Source organism: Paenibacillus sp. FSL P4-0338, assembly GCF_038002365.1.
In the GTDB taxonomy this organism is placed as follows: Bacteria; Bacillota; Bacilli; order Paenibacillales; family Paenibacillaceae; genus Paenibacillus_AQ.
Map to the genome: position 1 here is coordinate 5,092,949 of NZ_JBBOCG010000001.1, position 14,495 is coordinate 5,107,443.

14 protein-coding genes are annotated in these 14,495 nt (G+C 52.5%); 4 read left to right on the forward strand and 10 right to left on the reverse strand.

Features of this window, described 5'->3' with window-relative positions; genetic code table 11:
- Nucleotides 1-17: 17 nt before the first annotated feature.
- The 3 genes from MKZ07_RS22380 to MKZ07_RS22390 all read left to right on the forward strand — a co-directional run bounded on the left by MKZ07_RS22380 (nt 18) and on the right by MKZ07_RS22390 (nt 2,371).
- Nucleotides 18-790 (forward strand): IS5 family transposase gene (locus MKZ07_RS22380; protein ID WP_341027176.1). Its coding sequence is split into 2 segments (ribosomal slippage): nt 18-348 and nt 348-790, totalling 774 coding nucleotides; the frame shifts between segments, so codons are not numbered across the junction.
- 182 nt (nt 791-972) lie between these two features.
- Nucleotides 973-1,596, forward strand: a complete 624-nt coding sequence (locus MKZ07_RS22385) for a hypothetical protein (RefSeq protein WP_341027572.1) — start codon at nt 973-975, stop codon at nt 1,594-1,596.
- A gap of 310 nt (nt 1,597-1,906) precedes the next feature.
- Nucleotides 1,907-2,371: a PD-(D/E)XK nuclease domain-containing protein gene (locus tag MKZ07_RS22390; protein WP_341028085.1), complete on the forward strand. Its 465-nt coding sequence runs from the start codon at nt 1,907-1,909 to the stop codon at nt 2,369-2,371.
- A gap of 57 nt (nt 2,372-2,428) precedes the next feature.
- Here the strand turns inward: MKZ07_RS22390 and MKZ07_RS22395 are convergent, their stop codons facing one another.
- The 10 genes from MKZ07_RS22395 to MKZ07_RS22440 all read right to left on the reverse strand — a co-directional run bounded on the left by MKZ07_RS22395 (nt 2,429) and on the right by MKZ07_RS22440 (nt 13,273).
- The gene (locus MKZ07_RS22395; protein ID WP_341027574.1) at nt 2,429-4,942 is read right to left on the reverse strand and encodes a hypothetical protein; all 2,514 of its coding nucleotides are present in this window, start codon (nt 4,940-4,942) and stop codon (nt 2,429-2,431) included.
- A gap of 30 nt (nt 4,943-4,972) precedes the next feature.
- Nucleotides 4,973-6,061, reverse strand: a complete 1,089-nt coding sequence (locus MKZ07_RS22400; protein WP_036691631.1) for a HAMP domain-containing sensor histidine kinase — start codon at nt 6,059-6,061, stop codon at nt 4,973-4,975.
- Entirely contained in the window at nt 6,054-6,752 is a 699-nt protein-coding gene (locus MKZ07_RS22405; protein WP_341027575.1) for a response regulator transcription factor, read from the reverse strand. Before MKZ07_RS22405 ends, MKZ07_RS22400 begins: the two co-directional genes overlap by 8 nt.
- Before the next feature lie 23 nt (nt 6,753-6,775).
- Nucleotides 6,776-8,107, reverse strand: coding sequence for an ABC transporter substrate-binding protein (locus MKZ07_RS22410; protein WP_341027576.1), 1,332 nt, complete (start codon nt 8,105-8,107; stop codon nt 6,776-6,778).
- A 49-nt stretch (nt 8,108-8,156) separates the two neighbouring features.
- A complete protein-coding gene (locus MKZ07_RS22415; RefSeq protein WP_341027577.1) occupies nt 8,157-9,317 on the reverse strand; it encodes an RND transporter in 1,161 nt (386 codons plus the stop codon).
- A gap of 45 nt (nt 9,318-9,362) precedes the next feature.
- On the reverse strand, nt 9,363-10,193 hold the full coding sequence (locus tag MKZ07_RS22420) for a carbohydrate ABC transporter permease (protein ID WP_083677884.1): 831 nt from the start codon (nt 10,191-10,193) through the stop codon (nt 9,363-9,365).
- Between the two features lie 58 nt (nt 10,194-10,251).
- Nucleotides 10,252-11,118, reverse strand: coding sequence for a carbohydrate ABC transporter permease (locus tag MKZ07_RS22425; protein ID WP_036691623.1), 867 nt, complete (start codon nt 11,116-11,118; stop codon nt 10,252-10,254).
- A 144-nt stretch (nt 11,119-11,262) separates the two neighbouring features.
- Entirely contained in the window at nt 11,263-12,213 is a 951-nt protein-coding gene (locus tag MKZ07_RS22430) for a hypothetical protein (RefSeq protein WP_341027580.1), read from the reverse strand.
- On the reverse strand, nt 12,210-12,767 hold the full coding sequence (locus MKZ07_RS22435; protein WP_036691618.1) for an RNA polymerase sigma factor: 558 nt from the start codon (nt 12,765-12,767) through the stop codon (nt 12,210-12,212). Before MKZ07_RS22435 ends, MKZ07_RS22430 begins: the two co-directional genes overlap by 4 nt.
- Before the next feature lie 131 nt (nt 12,768-12,898).
- Nucleotides 12,899-13,273 (reverse strand): hypothetical protein, encoded by a 375-nt coding sequence (locus MKZ07_RS22440; RefSeq protein ID WP_036691616.1) that lies wholly within the window; start codon nt 13,271-13,273, stop codon nt 12,899-12,901.
- A gap of 279 nt (nt 13,274-13,552) precedes the next feature.
- Here MKZ07_RS22440 and MKZ07_RS22445 point away from each other — a divergent pair, with 279 nt between their 5' ends.
- Nucleotides 13,553-14,458 (forward strand): alpha/beta hydrolase, encoded by a 906-nt coding sequence (locus tag MKZ07_RS22445; protein ID WP_036691613.1) that lies wholly within the window; start codon nt 13,553-13,555, stop codon nt 14,456-14,458.
- Nucleotides 14,459-14,495: the final 37 nt, after the last annotated feature.

Sequence of the window (14,495 nt, forward strand, 5' to 3'; positions counted from 1 at the left end):
CGAGGAGCTTGTAAAAGATGCTAAGACGCCACGAAATCAAAGACCCGGACTGGGAAAGGGTCAAAGAACTGTTGCCACCTGAAAACAAGGGTGAAGGCAGACCCTCAAAACCCAATCGGGTGATGCTTAATGCCATGCTTTGGAAAGTCAAAACAGGGGCACCTTGGCGTGATCTGCCAGAACGTTTTGGTTCTTGGAAAACCGTGTATTCCCGGTTTCGTTTATGGAGCAATGACGATCTTTTTCAAAAGATATTTGAAGCGCTCGCCAGCGATGCAGACTTGCAGGATGTTTCTCTAGACAGCACCTCTTGTAAAGTTCACCAGCACGCAGCGGGGGCTAAAAAAGGGCTGAAAATGCCGCAACCAACCAAGAAATCGGACTTTCCCGAGGGGGACGCAATACCAAAATCCACGCTGTAGTCGACGCGCTAGGGAATCCGATTCGCCTATTTTTAACGCCTGGAAACATCCATGATTGTACGGCAGCGGTCGAAGTCCTGTCAGGGGTAAGCTTGTCCGGAACCGCTATTTTAGCCGATAAAGCCTACGGAACGGTAGAGATTCGAACGTACATTGAATCCCAAAACGCAACATACTGTATCCCGCCCAAATCCAATGCCGCAAATCCTTGGACATGTGATTTTTACCATTATAAAGAACGCCATGTAGTGGAATGTTTTTTCAACAAACTCAAACAATTCCGCGGAATCGCAACACGCTATGACAAGCTTTCTCGAAACTTTTTAAGCTTTGCCTTTCTCGCTTCCGCGATGATTCTGTTGAAGTAGCTTCAATATGATTAGTTTTCAGACACGCCCTAGATGATTTCCATTACGCTTCACCCAGCAAACAGTTTGAGATTGCCTATCAGCTCAAAGATGCGATCCGCAAAGGGCTTCGAGCCATCATCATATCCTTACCTCACCGATCGGATGATGCCATTCGAAAGAATGCCGATTTAAGCGGAAGATTGAATCTGATTAATATCAAGCCTTGGAATACAGATGAACTGCGTGAAATCGCTGTTGCTGGATTCAACAAACTAAATATGCAGATTGATCTTCGGATCGCTGATAACATTGCACAGGAGAGTCTATCTTCCCCTCAACTCATGCAATCTATCTGTTATAACCTTAGTATGATACTCGATATTGACAATACAGATCATCCGGCGATGCCTGACCAGGAGATCCTAGACAAGGCCTACAGAATGACCTCATTGAACCTTCTTGCTTACCAAGAGGTTGCCCGGAAGTTGAAAACAGGTCCTAACCCCCGGGGGCAGAAAAGAAAAACCTATCTGACTATAAAAGGTGAAGAAACTGATATCTATGAGTTACTTCTAAAGGCGATTGCTGATGATCCGCCCATTGTGAGCCTTTCTATCGACAGTATCAAGCGAAGAATCGATGTGTTGCTTGGTAATAATGCGGATAGGCCAGACCGGGTGAAAATTAAGGCTGCTATTGATCAGATGCAGGCTATCATGCAGAGCAGCGAACCGATGTATCAGGTTTTTGAATATAAGGACGATGAAGTTTACATTCTAGAACCGTTATTCCTGTTCTTTTTACGCTGGGGTAATCTCAACTAATCGAAGGGGGATTATTTTGACTACGATTAATGAGGATAGACTGCAAGTTATAACTGCTCTTCAAGCACAAATTCAATCTTTCCCACAGGGACAATCGGCTGACTTCAGCAGATGGGTGGATACTACCAGCCGCATATTAGAGCGCCTCTTCTCCGATCAGTCCATAGCACAGAAATTTGTCTTGCTCACCAGGGCAGGTATGCTCTAGGCACAACTATACCTGGAGAATTTAATTACAGATGTTAACACTGGTCTATTCCATGATGCCAAAGCACTTAATGAAGTAGATGAAGCGCATTTTCATCTTATCATCAGCAGAGTCCTTCATAATTTCGATAAGCATATTTACGAAATGTATCAGAAGCCAGTCCATGGAAATGGAACACTGAAGCTAGAGAGCCTTGGTGACATTTCACTGGGCAACGAATATGATGTGCAGCGTTTGCTCTATTCACTACTTCGTCCCATTTTTCCTGAAGCAAGAGTTGAAGTACCCACTGACGGAGGATACAAGGGGTACCGCTTCGATATATTTATTGATTCCTATGAAACTGTAATTGAAGTTAAATGTACTCGTCCCAATATGTCTGAGCGGAAACTCACCGAGGAGATCGGGTCAGATGCATATCATTATCCGAAAAAACACATCTATTTCTTCATCTACGATAAAGCTAAAATCATTACAAATGTTGACGCATTCTGTAAGAACTACAACAGAACCCACGATTCCAAGCAGATACACACCATAGTCATCCAACCGATTAAAATAATTTAGAAAGCAGGCCGCCTTCCATCCCCGGAAAGCGGCCTGCTTCATCATCTGCCTACCCTATCACTCCTCCTCCCACTTCTTCGCCGCAGGCCGTTCATACACCACAGCATAACTCTCGCTGCCCAGCAGCATCCGCTTACCCTGGAACTCGTCATAGATGTTCACCTGCACCGTCGCACCAGTGAGAGTCTTGTATGCCCGGTTGTTCAGCGTAAAGGACACGCTGTCCGAGGCTCCTGCACTTGTCAGTTCCTCGCCCAAGGAGAGAAGCTTCTCTGAAGGCTGTCCAAACGGGTCGATCAGCTCGGCCACCAGCTTATGCTCATTCGCCCCGGCTATATACAGCCCGCTGCGGGTTAACCGGTAGCTAAGCTTCGCCTCGATAGACTCGCGGTCCTCTGACAGGGTTGCGGTGGACTGGGTCACCGACATGACGTACGGGAATAGCTCCAGCTTCTGAAGAGACGTCTGCGGTGCAGGATTCGTAGCATTAAGGGCCAGGCCTGCGGTATCAATATAAGCGGTCGGCGCTGCCCCGGGTACCGTCAGCTTGCCTTCGGCAATCCCTTCTCCAAGAAAGAGTGTCAGCTCTGAAGCATTAATCTCCGGCGGAAGCTTACTCCAGACGGTTACGATACTCTTCTCTTTGGCATTCAGGGCCGCCTCCGGCTGGCTGATTACCGCTTCGAAATACTGCTGATCCGCAGTTCTGTAATAACCCACCAGTTGTGACGGCTGGGTCTTGCGTAACTCCTCGTTGGTCAGTATCAGCTCCGTATAGATCAGCTTGGAATCTGTCCCCGGATAAATCCGGGTCTGTCTCTCCAGCACCTCTGCCTTCTTGCCGGTCAGCCCTATAGGGAGAGGCTCTCCGGCAGCCGCCGTTCTCAGGGTGTTATCCACTTGGCTGGTGAACAGCGTCAGGAAATTCGCTTTGGCCTCTCCCGAAGGATACTGAAGAATGATCTTCAGCTTCTTGAGATTATAGGAATAGGGAAGGTTCCCTGCAATATACAGTACGGCTGTCTCCCGTGGAGCCAGATGAGTCACGGAGCCGTCAATCACAATCTGCGCGCTGCCGCTGATATCCTTATCCCCCGCCTTCAGCAGTGCCGTAAGCGCCGGGAGCTGTACCGTGGTTGCACCTGTATTGCGCAGGCTCACCTTAGTTACCACCTGATCCTGGTCCGACCACGGCAAACGTTCCACCGCTTCGAGCTTGACTACGAAAGTCCCCAGAGGGTTCTGCACAGGATATTCCGTAGCCAGCAGATGATCCGGCTGCAAGGAATACGGAATCTGGAAAATCGCTGCCGGGAAGGCAATGCGGTCCGCTTCAGCCGGTTCGGTCATCTGCAGCCGGAGCATACCCTGCTTGAGCTTCAGGGGCAGCTCGGCGCTGAGTTCTACGGTCTGCTCCTCCAGCGGCTTCAAGGTAAGGCCCGCCAGGGCTGTATTGCTGACCGGGTAGCTGTAACCCTCGGCTGTTATTAGACTGAACGGGTATGCCGGCAGCGTCATTGCCTGATTGCCGGTGTTCCGCACACGGAATTTCAGGCTCCACTTCGCCAAATTGTCCTCCGAATACACCGCCGCACTGGCTAACTGGGTCTCAATCGCGCTGTTATTAACCTTGAGCCGTTTCACGGCGTTCACAGGTACATTAAAGTTAGGCGATTCCGCCGCAGGCAGCTTATATTCGGCAACCGGCAGCTTTATTGGCAGCGCACTGTCTTCCTGGACGAATTGCAGGGACATATTGTCCAGCTTCGTATAAGAAGGGAGGTCCGCCAGGTAGTAGAGAATTCTTTTCTCCTTAGGCTGAATCAGGGTGTCGGCCTTGTCCGCCTTCAGCTCGAACATCGAGCCTCCCGGCGATACAAGGTATCCCTTCAGGCCCGTATCCTTAAACACCTTGGCTCCCGAGTTGGTGAAGCTGACTCCAACCCTGGCATATACCTTCCCGTCCATCTTATAGATATGCAGACTTTCCGCCTTGCCGGTCACCGGCAGCTCTCCCAGGGTCAGCTTCTTGCTCTGGCCCCTGGGGGTCACTGTGGAGTAGGAGCCGGGAATCGTGAACGTTCCCAGCTTCTTCTGGTAATTCGCCTGGCTGAAATCCCAGCCGAACAGGGCGATGCGGACTCCGTTTATTTTGGCAGCCTTTCCCGCATTGACGTAGTACGTCACCGATTGACTGCTGTTAGCCGGAATAGACTTGATGGCAGCACTGCCTGTTACCGGCTTGCCTTGAATCACAGCACCGCTTGAAGTGGTGACCTTGGAGAAATAATCGATCAGGCTTACATTGCTGCCCGTTCCGTTGTAGTAATTCAAGGTGTACGTGAGTATATTCCCGCTCTCCTGAGGCTGAAGCGCTGCGTTCAGGAGCTTCACACTCACACCGCTTTTCAAGGAGACCGCCCCCAGTCCCTCCAGAGTAGGTAAGGCTGCGGCCGCCGCTGTTCCCGCTGAAGATCCGGCCGCCGCCGCATAGGCTCCGAAGGCGATGGACTGGCTGAGAACCGCCAGGCTTAGCATGGCAGCAGCATATTTTCTCTTGGAATGATACATGATTCTGATTCTCTCCTCCCTTATCTTCGCTTACGCTTGCGGAAGCCGCATCTCGAATCTTGTCCATATCTCGTTACTCTCCACAGACAGGGTTCCCCCATGCTGCTCTACGATGTTCCGCGCAATGAACAGACCCAGACCCGTGCCGCCATCCTGATGAGTCCGCGCCCGGTCCCCGGAATAATACATCTCGAAGATATGCGCCTGCTCCTCCGGCGGAATGGGATTCCCGTAATTGATCACCTCAACCGCTACTGCATCTGAATCAGGGCGGCTGTTAATATCCACATATACGCCTTCCTGCCCGTAACGGGCGGCATTGGTCAGCAGATTCCCTAAGACCCGTACCAGCAGATCCCCATCCCCATAGACGCTTAAGCCTGGGGTAATCTTCAGCCGTGAGGTGAGGCCGTTCCGCTCAAATACCGGGTATAGCTCCTCGTTCAATTGCCGGAGCAGCTCGCCGATATCCAATTGCGTTTTTACCATTGGCAGTGTGCCATAGTTCATCTTGGTAATCTCGAACAGTCCGTCAATCAGCTTCTCCAGCCGCTGGGATTTGGTGAAGGCAATGGTGGCGTAGTGTATGATTGTCTCCACCGGCAGCTTCTCCTCTTTAAGGATCAGATCCAGATAGCCAAGCACAGAGGTGAGCGGCGTACGCAGATCATGGGCCAGATTGACGACCAGCTGATCCTTGCTGCTCTCGGCGAAATCGCCCCGCTGCACCGCTGCCAGCAGCTTAGCCCCTGCCGCATTCAGATCCTCGGCAATCGCACTGAACTCATCCCTTGAAGCAATCTTCACCTGATTCTGAAATTCCCCGTTAGCCAGATGATGAATCCCGCTGGAGATCTCGTTAAGATAACGGATATAAGGCTTGGTGAACTTGAAAAAGAAGATCAGCATGAGCGGAATGAACAGCATCAGCGATACGTTGAAGTCCCCGAGCCTGTAGATGAACCGGCGCACCTCTGCTTCCGGGTCCTCCATCCTCACCCCGGAGTAGTAGAGCTGAAGCAGCTTGAAGATTCCATAGGTCAGACCGGCTGAGAGCAGCATGCTTACCCCCAGCAATTGGACTAATCTGGCCCGGAAGCCCCGGGCCCGCTTATTCATTGAACGTGTACCCGACGCCCCAGATGGTTCGGATGAACCGGTCCTTGTTCTGGTCCTCGCCCAGCTTCCTGCGGAGGGTACGGATATGCACCATCACGGTATTGCCGGACTCGTAGTACGCTTCGCCCCACACCTGCTGAAAAATATTCTCCGCACTAAACACCTGCTTGGAGTGGCTGGCCAGCAGATAGAGGATGTCGAATTCCTTGGGCGTGAGGTCAATCGCCTTCCCGTATAGCGTAACTGTATGCCGGTCAGGGGATATAATAAGCCCGCCCGACTCCAGCACCGGGGCCTGATGGACAGCCGGAGGCTGGCTGAACTGTAGAGAACGCCGCAGCTGGGAATTGACACGGGCCAGCAGCTCCATAGGGTTGAAGGGCTTGATCATATAATCATCCGCTCCCATCACAAGGCCGGTAATCTTATCGAAATCTGAAGTCTTGGCGCTTAAAAAGATAATCGGCAGGTTATGCTTCACCCGGACCTGGCGGGTAACCTCGTACCCGTCCAGCTCCGGCATCATAATATCCAGAATCGCCAGATCAATGGACTGTGACTGAATGGCCTGCACCGCGGCCCGGCCGTCAGGTACCTTGATGCAGTGATACCCTTCCTTCTGCAGATGCAGGGCAATCAGGTCGGCAATCTCCTTCTCGTCCTCTGCGATTAGAATCGTGGTTCGCTTCATACCGGGACCTCCCAGACCTTGTTCTATTCGTTAAGGTACGTAGTCGCCTTGTTCTGAATCAGCTTGGCTACATCCTCTGCCGTCTTCTGTCCGCTGAAGAACGCGCCTGCTTCCTCACCGATGATGCTCAGAATCTTCACATCCATCATGGCGAAGTTATCCGCTGTATCCATCATGTCCTGGAACACCTTGAATTGTCCCTCAGGAACACTTGCAAGCTTGCCGTCCGGGAGCTTATACGTCCCGCTCTTCACCTGCTGCTGAAGCTCACTGAACTGCTTATCATTAAGCGACCGGAGCAGGGAGAAACCTTCTCTGCTCTGCAGGGACTGAACTTCATCAGAGAGCAGGAATTCCATGAATGTCCAGGCTTGTTCGGCAACCGGCGATTTGGCCTGTATCGCAAACGTGTAGCTCGGAATAATTCTCATGGCGCCGGAATTTCCGCTATGCGGCTTATACAGCAGCTTGGGATTGGCAAAATAGGTATACGGAACGTTGATGAAATCCGCCGGGCCCTGTATAACGGCAGAATAGAACAATTGATTCTCGGTCTCCACCGGCTCGGTGGTCATCAGCTTCTCTTGATACATCTCGTTAATCTCCCGCATCATAAAGATGAAGGCAGGGGAATCAAACTTGGCCTTGCGCCCAGCTACGTCTACGAACTGGTTATAGCCGTCGAACACCATCTCCTGAAGCAGCATATCCGGCGGATTATTCGGAAGCGCGTAGCGGTGTGCGGACCCTGCCTGCTGCCCGGACGTAATCAGCGATTTGGAGATTTTCTTCCATTCCTGCCAAGTCCAGCTCTTATCGTCGATCTCTGCTTGCTTAAGTACATCCCCGTCTCCAAGGAACGCTCTCAGGCTGAACCCGGAAGGAATGATATAGGTGCCCCCGTTCACCTTCAGGGCATTCAGCACATTCATTTGCAGGTCTTCCTGCTTCAGCGTCTTCGACTGCTTGAGGTAATCATCCATATCAAGGAATAGCTTCTTGCTCACGTAATCACTGGCGGGCAAACTGCCCGTTTCATAAATATCGGCTCCTTTGCCTGAGAGCAATGCCGTACCGGCGGTTTTCTGATACTTCTCATAATCCGGACCCTCCATCTTCTCGCTGATCCCCTTATACGCCTGAATCTGCAAATCGATATCCGGATAAGCCTGTTCAAACTTCTTCTCTACCGCACGGTAGAATTCACTATCCTGCTGAACCGATAGCGTAACAACCGTCTTCCCCCCGGTGCTTGGAGCTTCTGCACTGCTCCCCGGACTGCATGCTGTCATCATCGTTGTAAAAGCAAGGCTCATCCCCAGCCAGCCCATTTTGTTAATCATCTTCATTTTCATCCTTCACTACCTCCAATAATTGTTCGTATATTATGCCGTACTCCTGTGGCTATTGCAGACGTACGCGGTTCCCGTCCTGCAAGGGCTCACTGCTCTCCAGAATAATCATCTCATCCCCATACAGGTTATCCGTCTGAATCATACTGTCCGGGCCGTTCGTGATGCTGGAGCGAATCTGAACCTCACGGGCGACAAACATATTGCCTAAGGCACCCCGCTGTTCCTCGATGGTATAGACGAAGCTGCGCCCGCCCGTCTGATGGATGGCCTTAGTCGGTACCACCACACCCTCCTGAAGGGACGGCTTCTTCATCTGAAACTGAACCTGCTCTCCCCCCTGAAGCGAACCCTCATTCATTACAATGAAGACCGTCTTCTGTGCGATGTCCTCCGCCCCGCTGGTATCCTCACTGGCCGGACTTCCGGCACGCGCCTCAGCGCTCTTGATCTCTGCAATCTTTCCCGGCAATATCCGGGCCGATGGTCCCTCAGCAGAATGAACCTCCACCTCAAGCTTCTCCTCCAAGGTAATTCCAAGACTAGTTAATAGCCCCGCGTCCGCTGTGAAATCGAATTGAAATCCCTCTCGGCTGCTCGACAGCACCAGATCCGGCTCGCCCGATGACGGTATCCCCGGAAGGGCATTCAACCGGGTCACAATCCCGTCGAAGGGTGCCTTAAGCTGCTGCTCCGCAGTTAACCTCTCTCTCATCCCGGCGATTTTACGCGCCTGTCTGGCCTGATCCTGCTTGCCTGCTTCAATCTCGCGCCGGGCCTTGCGAATCTGGAGCTCATCCCCTTCCGCATACGTCTGAATGAACTGATCCTGTAGGTTCTGCTGCAGGGTCTTTTGCTGATCCAGCAGTGCGATTTCATCCTGCAGCCCGGCTTCGGCAGACTGGCTGTCATAGAGGATCAGCCTCTGCCCCTTCTTCACCCGCTCCCCCTCCTGCACAAGCACCTCCCGTGGCTTCCAGCCACTGCCATTCTGGAGCTTCACTTCATTCACGGGCCGCAGCACCCCGCTGCCCTCCAGCGTGAATTCAAGGCTCTTGCTCTGCGGCGTGACCGTCGTTACCTTGGGCAAGGTCAACGACTGCAGCGTATTGCTGAAGAAGGTGAAGAAGAGTAACACGCCCAGCAGCAGCAGGAAGGCCCTTTTAATATTTTTTTTCCGCCTGTGGTCTGCGGGCACTCCTGTAATCTCCATTTCCCCGTTCTCCTCCTATCCTCATAAGTCCCTCATATGCGAACCCTAGCCCTTGATCCCGGATAACTGAATGCCCTCAATGAAATACGTCTCCGCATACAGGAAGAGCAGCACCATCGGGGCCATGTAGATGACCGAGGCAGCAAAGGCAAGTCCCTTCTCACTGCTGACATTCGATAAGTAGACGGATAGGGGCTGACGCAGCGGATCATCCAGGAAAATCAGCGGCTGCTCCACCATATTCCAGTAATCGACGAATAAGAGAATCGTAAGCGCGGCCAGACCCGGCTGAACCATGGGAACAATAAGGGTATAAAAAATCCGTAAATGTCCGGCTCCATCCATCTTGGCCGCTTCGATATAGGCATACGGAATATCCAGCATAAACTGCCTGAGCATGAACACACCGAAGGCTGCAAAAATACCAGGCAGGATAATGGCCCCCGGGCTATTCAGCAGCCCCAGCCGGTCAGCCATGATGTAGTTGGGCACCAGGGTTACCTGAAAGGGCATCAGCATCGTCAGGACATAGACCAGAAACAGGAGCTCCCGGCCCCGGAATCTCAGCTTGGAGAATGCGTAAGCTGCCAACGCAGCTATAAGCGTCTGTCCAGCAATGATGGGCACCACCAGGAACACCGAATTCCAGAACATCGACAGGTACACCGGGCTCTCCAGCAGCACCTTGCCGTACTGCTCCAGAGAGACCTGATCGGGCAGCCATTTCAGATTGGCGAACGGATCGCTCCTGCCCTCTATGACCGTGTTCATTTGTCCGACCGGACCGTAATTGATCCCTATCTCGCGGCTACTCATGAACGAATTGATGAGCGTGACCCCAATCGGGAACAGCATCAGCAGGGCAACCACTCCCATAATGACGGTTAATATTAGCTTGGGTAAGACTTTATCCACTGGCACAATCTCTCCACCTCTATTCCATATTTCGACGATACCGGCGTTCCATGGCGAACAGCCCGAGAACAAGGATCAGAATGCCGCCGACCATCAGAGTAGATGCCGCTGTCATCTTCGGGAGGTCCAGGGACAGGAACATATTGTTCATAAAATGCTGCAGCATATAGATACTGTCATGCGGATACGGCCCGGCCAGCAGATACGTCTCCCGGAATACCTTGAAAGAGTTAATGATCGACATCATGACGACAAAAAACATCGTAGAGGTTAAGTAGACCAGCGTAATGCTCCGGAACTGCCTGAAACGGCCGGCCCCTTCAATCTGGGCGGTTTCATAATAATCCTTCGGGATCTGCTGCAGTCCGGCCAGGAACAGGATCACGTTGTACCCGATGTTTTTCCACACATACATCATCATAATTACATTCCGCGCGGCCTCCGTCTTCATCCAGTCCACCCGTGCCAGGCCGAAGCCGCTCAGCCACGCATTCAGCGCCCCGTTCCAGTCGAACAGGATCTGCCAGACCAGGATGATGGAAGCGACAGGAACAACCAGCGGGAGAACGTAAGCAGTCCTTAGCCATTTCTGAAAATACAGCTTCTTATGGAGCAGCAGCGCGAGGCCCAGCGACAGCACGATCAGCAGCGGAACACTCACCAGGCTGAAGTAGAAGGTATTGAAAGCCGCCTTGCGGAAGGAGTCGCCCGCGATCAGCTCCCGGTACTGATGCAGGCCCACATACTGCCCGTCCACCGCACGGTCCATGAAGGAATAGAACACACCCATGCCAAACGGAATCAGATAAAACAAGGCAAACCCGATGAGACTGGGTGCCAGAAATAACCAAGCCACCGATGAATCCTTACGGGCCCAATTCTTCAAGTTGCTCCCTCCTTGTATTCAAGAATAGGCCCAACTATTTAAGAACAAGTCGGGTAAAGATTAAAACTTTCTTAAATTCTCTCCGCAAAAAAGCCGCGGACGGATGTATTATCCATTCGCAGCTTTTGCAGGGCACCGCATATTTTACTTCAGGTCTGTAATCTCCATGATCTTATCCCTGAACCGGTACGTCACACTAACATTCTCGATAACCGCTGTGTCGTCGTAGGCCAGAGAACCCTCGAACGCTAACGTATCACTATGGGTCCACACCAGATGGTCCGCATAGCTGTAATTCTCGTGATCACTGCGCGTCCAAGTATCCAGCTTGCGCTGCGCACCATGTCTGATTCTCGCCGACTCTACCAGCTCCGGACTGATCGTCCCCTTCTCCACATTCAGGATTTGCACGAATTCACTCTTGTTAGAGCTGGTGACCACTGCCAGGAGCTTCCGGTCCGGGGACGCGATCATTTCTTTAATATACATGGAGGGGGACGCGAAGCTGAAATACGGTTCCAGCACATCATCTTGTATGCGCCACAGCACATTCTGGGTGCCGTAATCCGAGTAATTGTTGAATAAGGTGAATATGATGCTCCCGTCGGCCATTTTGTGGAGATACGGACTCTGGTAGCTTTTCGACAGGATATCCGTGGCAAAAGCAGCCGACTCCGCGATCTTCGCGGAATCACTGGTCAAGAAGGGCCGCAGCTTCTGCAGCGCCAGCTCCCGCGCCTTGGGATCGTTGAAGCTCTCCACCAGCCGGTTCACCGCAATATATACCTTATCATCGTTGCCGCTGGCTAACGCCTTCAGGAATTTGCCGGCCTCATACTGCGCACGGGGGGCCAGCTCCATATCCTCCGCTGTCAGATAACGGATATAAGGCTCCTCCGTTTTATTTCTGGTGTATTCTGTGGCGAGCAGCACGGTAGAAGTTGAGCTGTACACGACCAGACAGGCGACTACGGCGATCCATCTTTTGGAGAACCTGTGGCTCCTGCCCCTGCCCCTTACTCCGCTGTGTTCAGCTGCCGCAATCAGCTCCTCGTCAATCTGCCCAATCTCCTTATACAAGTCCTCCCGTTTCATAGGTGAACGCCTCCCTGGTCTAAATGAACTCTAAGCTTGTTCCGGGTCCTGAATAGGCTCGACTTCACCTTACTGCTGCTCATACCGAACCTGTCGGCGATGGCTTCTATCGAATCCGCATACCAATACCGTCTGACAAAAAGCTGCCGCGCCTCTTCCTCCAGCCCGTACAGGAATTCGTTGATTAACCGCGCGGTTTCACCGGCGGCAACCTCGGTCTCCACCGTCTCTGCTGCGGGCAGGCAGTCCTCCAGCTCCTCCAGAATCACCTCAAGCTGGCGGCTCCGCTTCTTGGCCGTATTATAACCATGCTTGTCGAGCGCGATATTGCGGGTGATCCGCCCCAGAAATACCTTCAGTCTGCGGGGCAGATTAGGCGGAATAGCGTTCCACGCGGCTAGATAGGTGTCGTTCTCACACTCTTCCATATCGGAGGGGCTTGCGACAATATTCCTGGCGATCGCCCGGCAGTAAGCACCATATTTGTTCCGGGTCTCCGTGATGGCCTGCTGTGAGCGCTGTAAGTATAGCTGGACTATCCCCTCATCTTCCATCTGCTATTCTCCTTTTACGTCCTCTTATGTATATAGTAGAGAATGCTTAGCATCCGTTGCATCCCTCTCACCAAAAATGCGATTAGCGCCCGGTTCATCACCGTTACGCTAATCGCATCCTGATTCCAACCTTAGATTAAAGCGTCGAAATGGCCCTCCGCATCCACCGTCGCCGTCCGGGGATCGGTCTGGCCGATACCCTTAAGGCCGCCCTTCCACTCCATCCGCCAGGGCGGAGCCTGAACATTCTGGGCGGCGGCACTCACATCCGTGACCGCGCTGCTTCCGGCTTTGTGCGCGAGCTGAACCTCAAGGAGACGGATCTGCCGCTGGAGCTGCTCCCGGCGGTAGGATGTCGCCTGCCCGCCCTGCGCCGCGTTCACCCGGTCCAGCTCCATCATCAGCCGGTTCCGCTGCTTCTCCAGGGAACTGACATCGCTCTGTGTGCCGCCGTAGGCCATGATGACCTGTACCGGACTGATTCCTGATACACTCTGTCCTAGCATGATCCATCCCTCCAGTCCTTGGCCCCCGCCTCAAATCCAGATATTTGGAAGCTTCTATTCCTATCTATTACCCTGCTGCTCCCGGTATGACAACATTAAGATGCACTACTGAATTTCATTCTTTGAAAAATCTCCGAAAACAATTTACATAATATCCTATATATGGTATCCTCGATGTGGATGCGCTTACATAATATGTCGGGAGAGGAGGAGGCGGCTCCGTTTCTGTAGAGGGAAGGCAATTAGGCTTCACCAATCGAATCAAGGAGGAGATATGAAATGAAGAAAATAATGACCCGAATTGCAAGTCTGGCTCTGGCGACAGTACTGCTGTTGCCTGCAATGTCTTTTGCATCACCTGTGACAGAGGAGCAGGATTTGAGCCTCTCTGCGGATGCCGCTGCGGCTGTAACCAGCACCATCACTCCCGCTCCGCAAGGCTATGACGGATACCGCAATAATATTCCGCACGGCAACGTACAGCAGATTTCTTATTATTCGACTACCGTAGGCAAGTCAAGAAACGCGATGGTATACACCCCTCCAGGCTATACCCCTTCCAAGACCTACAATGTTCTCTACCTGCTGCACGGCATCGGCGGGGATCAGAACGAATGGCTGAACGGGATGAATCCGCGGAACATTCTGGACAACCTGTACTCCCAGAATAAGCTGGAGCCGATGATTGTCGTGTTCCCGAACGGCCGCGCTATGGCGGATGACCGCCCAATCGGCGATATTTATGCTGCCGACAAGGTAGCTGCCTTCGAACGGTTTGAATTCGATCTGATCAATGACCTCATTCCTTACGTTGACTCTCACTTCCCGGTATACAAAAACAAGCAAAACCGTGCCCTGGCCGGATTATCCATGGGCGGCGGACAGACCCTGAACTTTGGCCTGAAGCATCTGGACAAGTTCTCCTGGATCGGCGCGTTCTCTTCTGCTCCGAATACGAAGTCGGCCTCACAGCTGATCACCAATCCGGCGCAGACGGCCAGCCAGCTGAAGCTGCTCTGGATCTCCTGCGGCGCCTCGGACGGCCTGCTCTATGTCAGCCAGAATTTCCATAACAGCCTGACCAGCATGAACGTTCCGCATCTGTGGTATCTGGATGTAGGCGGACATGAGGGCAAGGTCTGGAGCAGCGGACTGTATCAGTTCTCGCAGCGGATCTTCAAGTAATCCTGATCATAGCCTGCCTTCCCCTGATCCGCTAAGG

Excerpts from the sequence above, each read along its gene's own strand:
- MKZ07_RS22445 (WP_036691613.1), top strand. The coding sequence starts at position 13,553 with ATGAAGAAAATAATGACCCGAATTGCAAGTCTGGCTCTGGCGACAGTA.
- MKZ07_RS22415 (WP_341027577.1), bottom strand. The coding sequence starts at position 9,317 with ATGGAGATTACAGGAGTGCCCGCAGACCACAGGCGGAAAAAAAATATT.
- MKZ07_RS22420 (WP_083677884.1), bottom strand. The coding sequence starts at position 10,193 with ATGGGAGTGGTTGCCCTGCTGATGCTGTTCCCGATTGGGGTCACGCTC.
- MKZ07_RS22400 (WP_036691631.1), bottom strand. The coding sequence starts at position 6,061 with ATGAATAAGCGGGCCCGGGGCTTCCGGGCCAGATTAGTCCAATTGCTG.
- MKZ07_RS22435 (WP_036691618.1), bottom strand. The coding sequence starts at position 12,767 with ATGGAAGATGAGGGGATAGTCCAGCTATACTTACAGCGCTCACAGCAG.
- MKZ07_RS22410 (WP_341027576.1), bottom strand. The coding sequence starts at position 8,107 with ATGAAAATGAAGATGATTAACAAAATGGGCTGGCTGGGGATGAGCCTT.
- MKZ07_RS22430 (WP_341027580.1), bottom strand. The coding sequence starts at position 12,213 with ATGAAACGGGAGGACTTGTATAAGGAGATTGGGCAGATTGACGAGGAG.
- MKZ07_RS22440 (WP_036691616.1), bottom strand. The coding sequence starts at position 13,273 with ATGCTAGGACAGAGTGTATCAGGAATCAGTCCGGTACAGGTCATCATG.
- MKZ07_RS22405 (WP_341027575.1), bottom strand. The coding sequence starts at position 6,752 with ATGAAGCGAACCACGATTCTAATCGCAGAGGACGAGAAGGAGATTGCC.
- MKZ07_RS22395 (WP_341027574.1), bottom strand. The coding sequence starts at position 4,942 with ATGTATCATTCCAAGAGAAAATATGCTGCTGCCATGCTAAGCCTGGCG.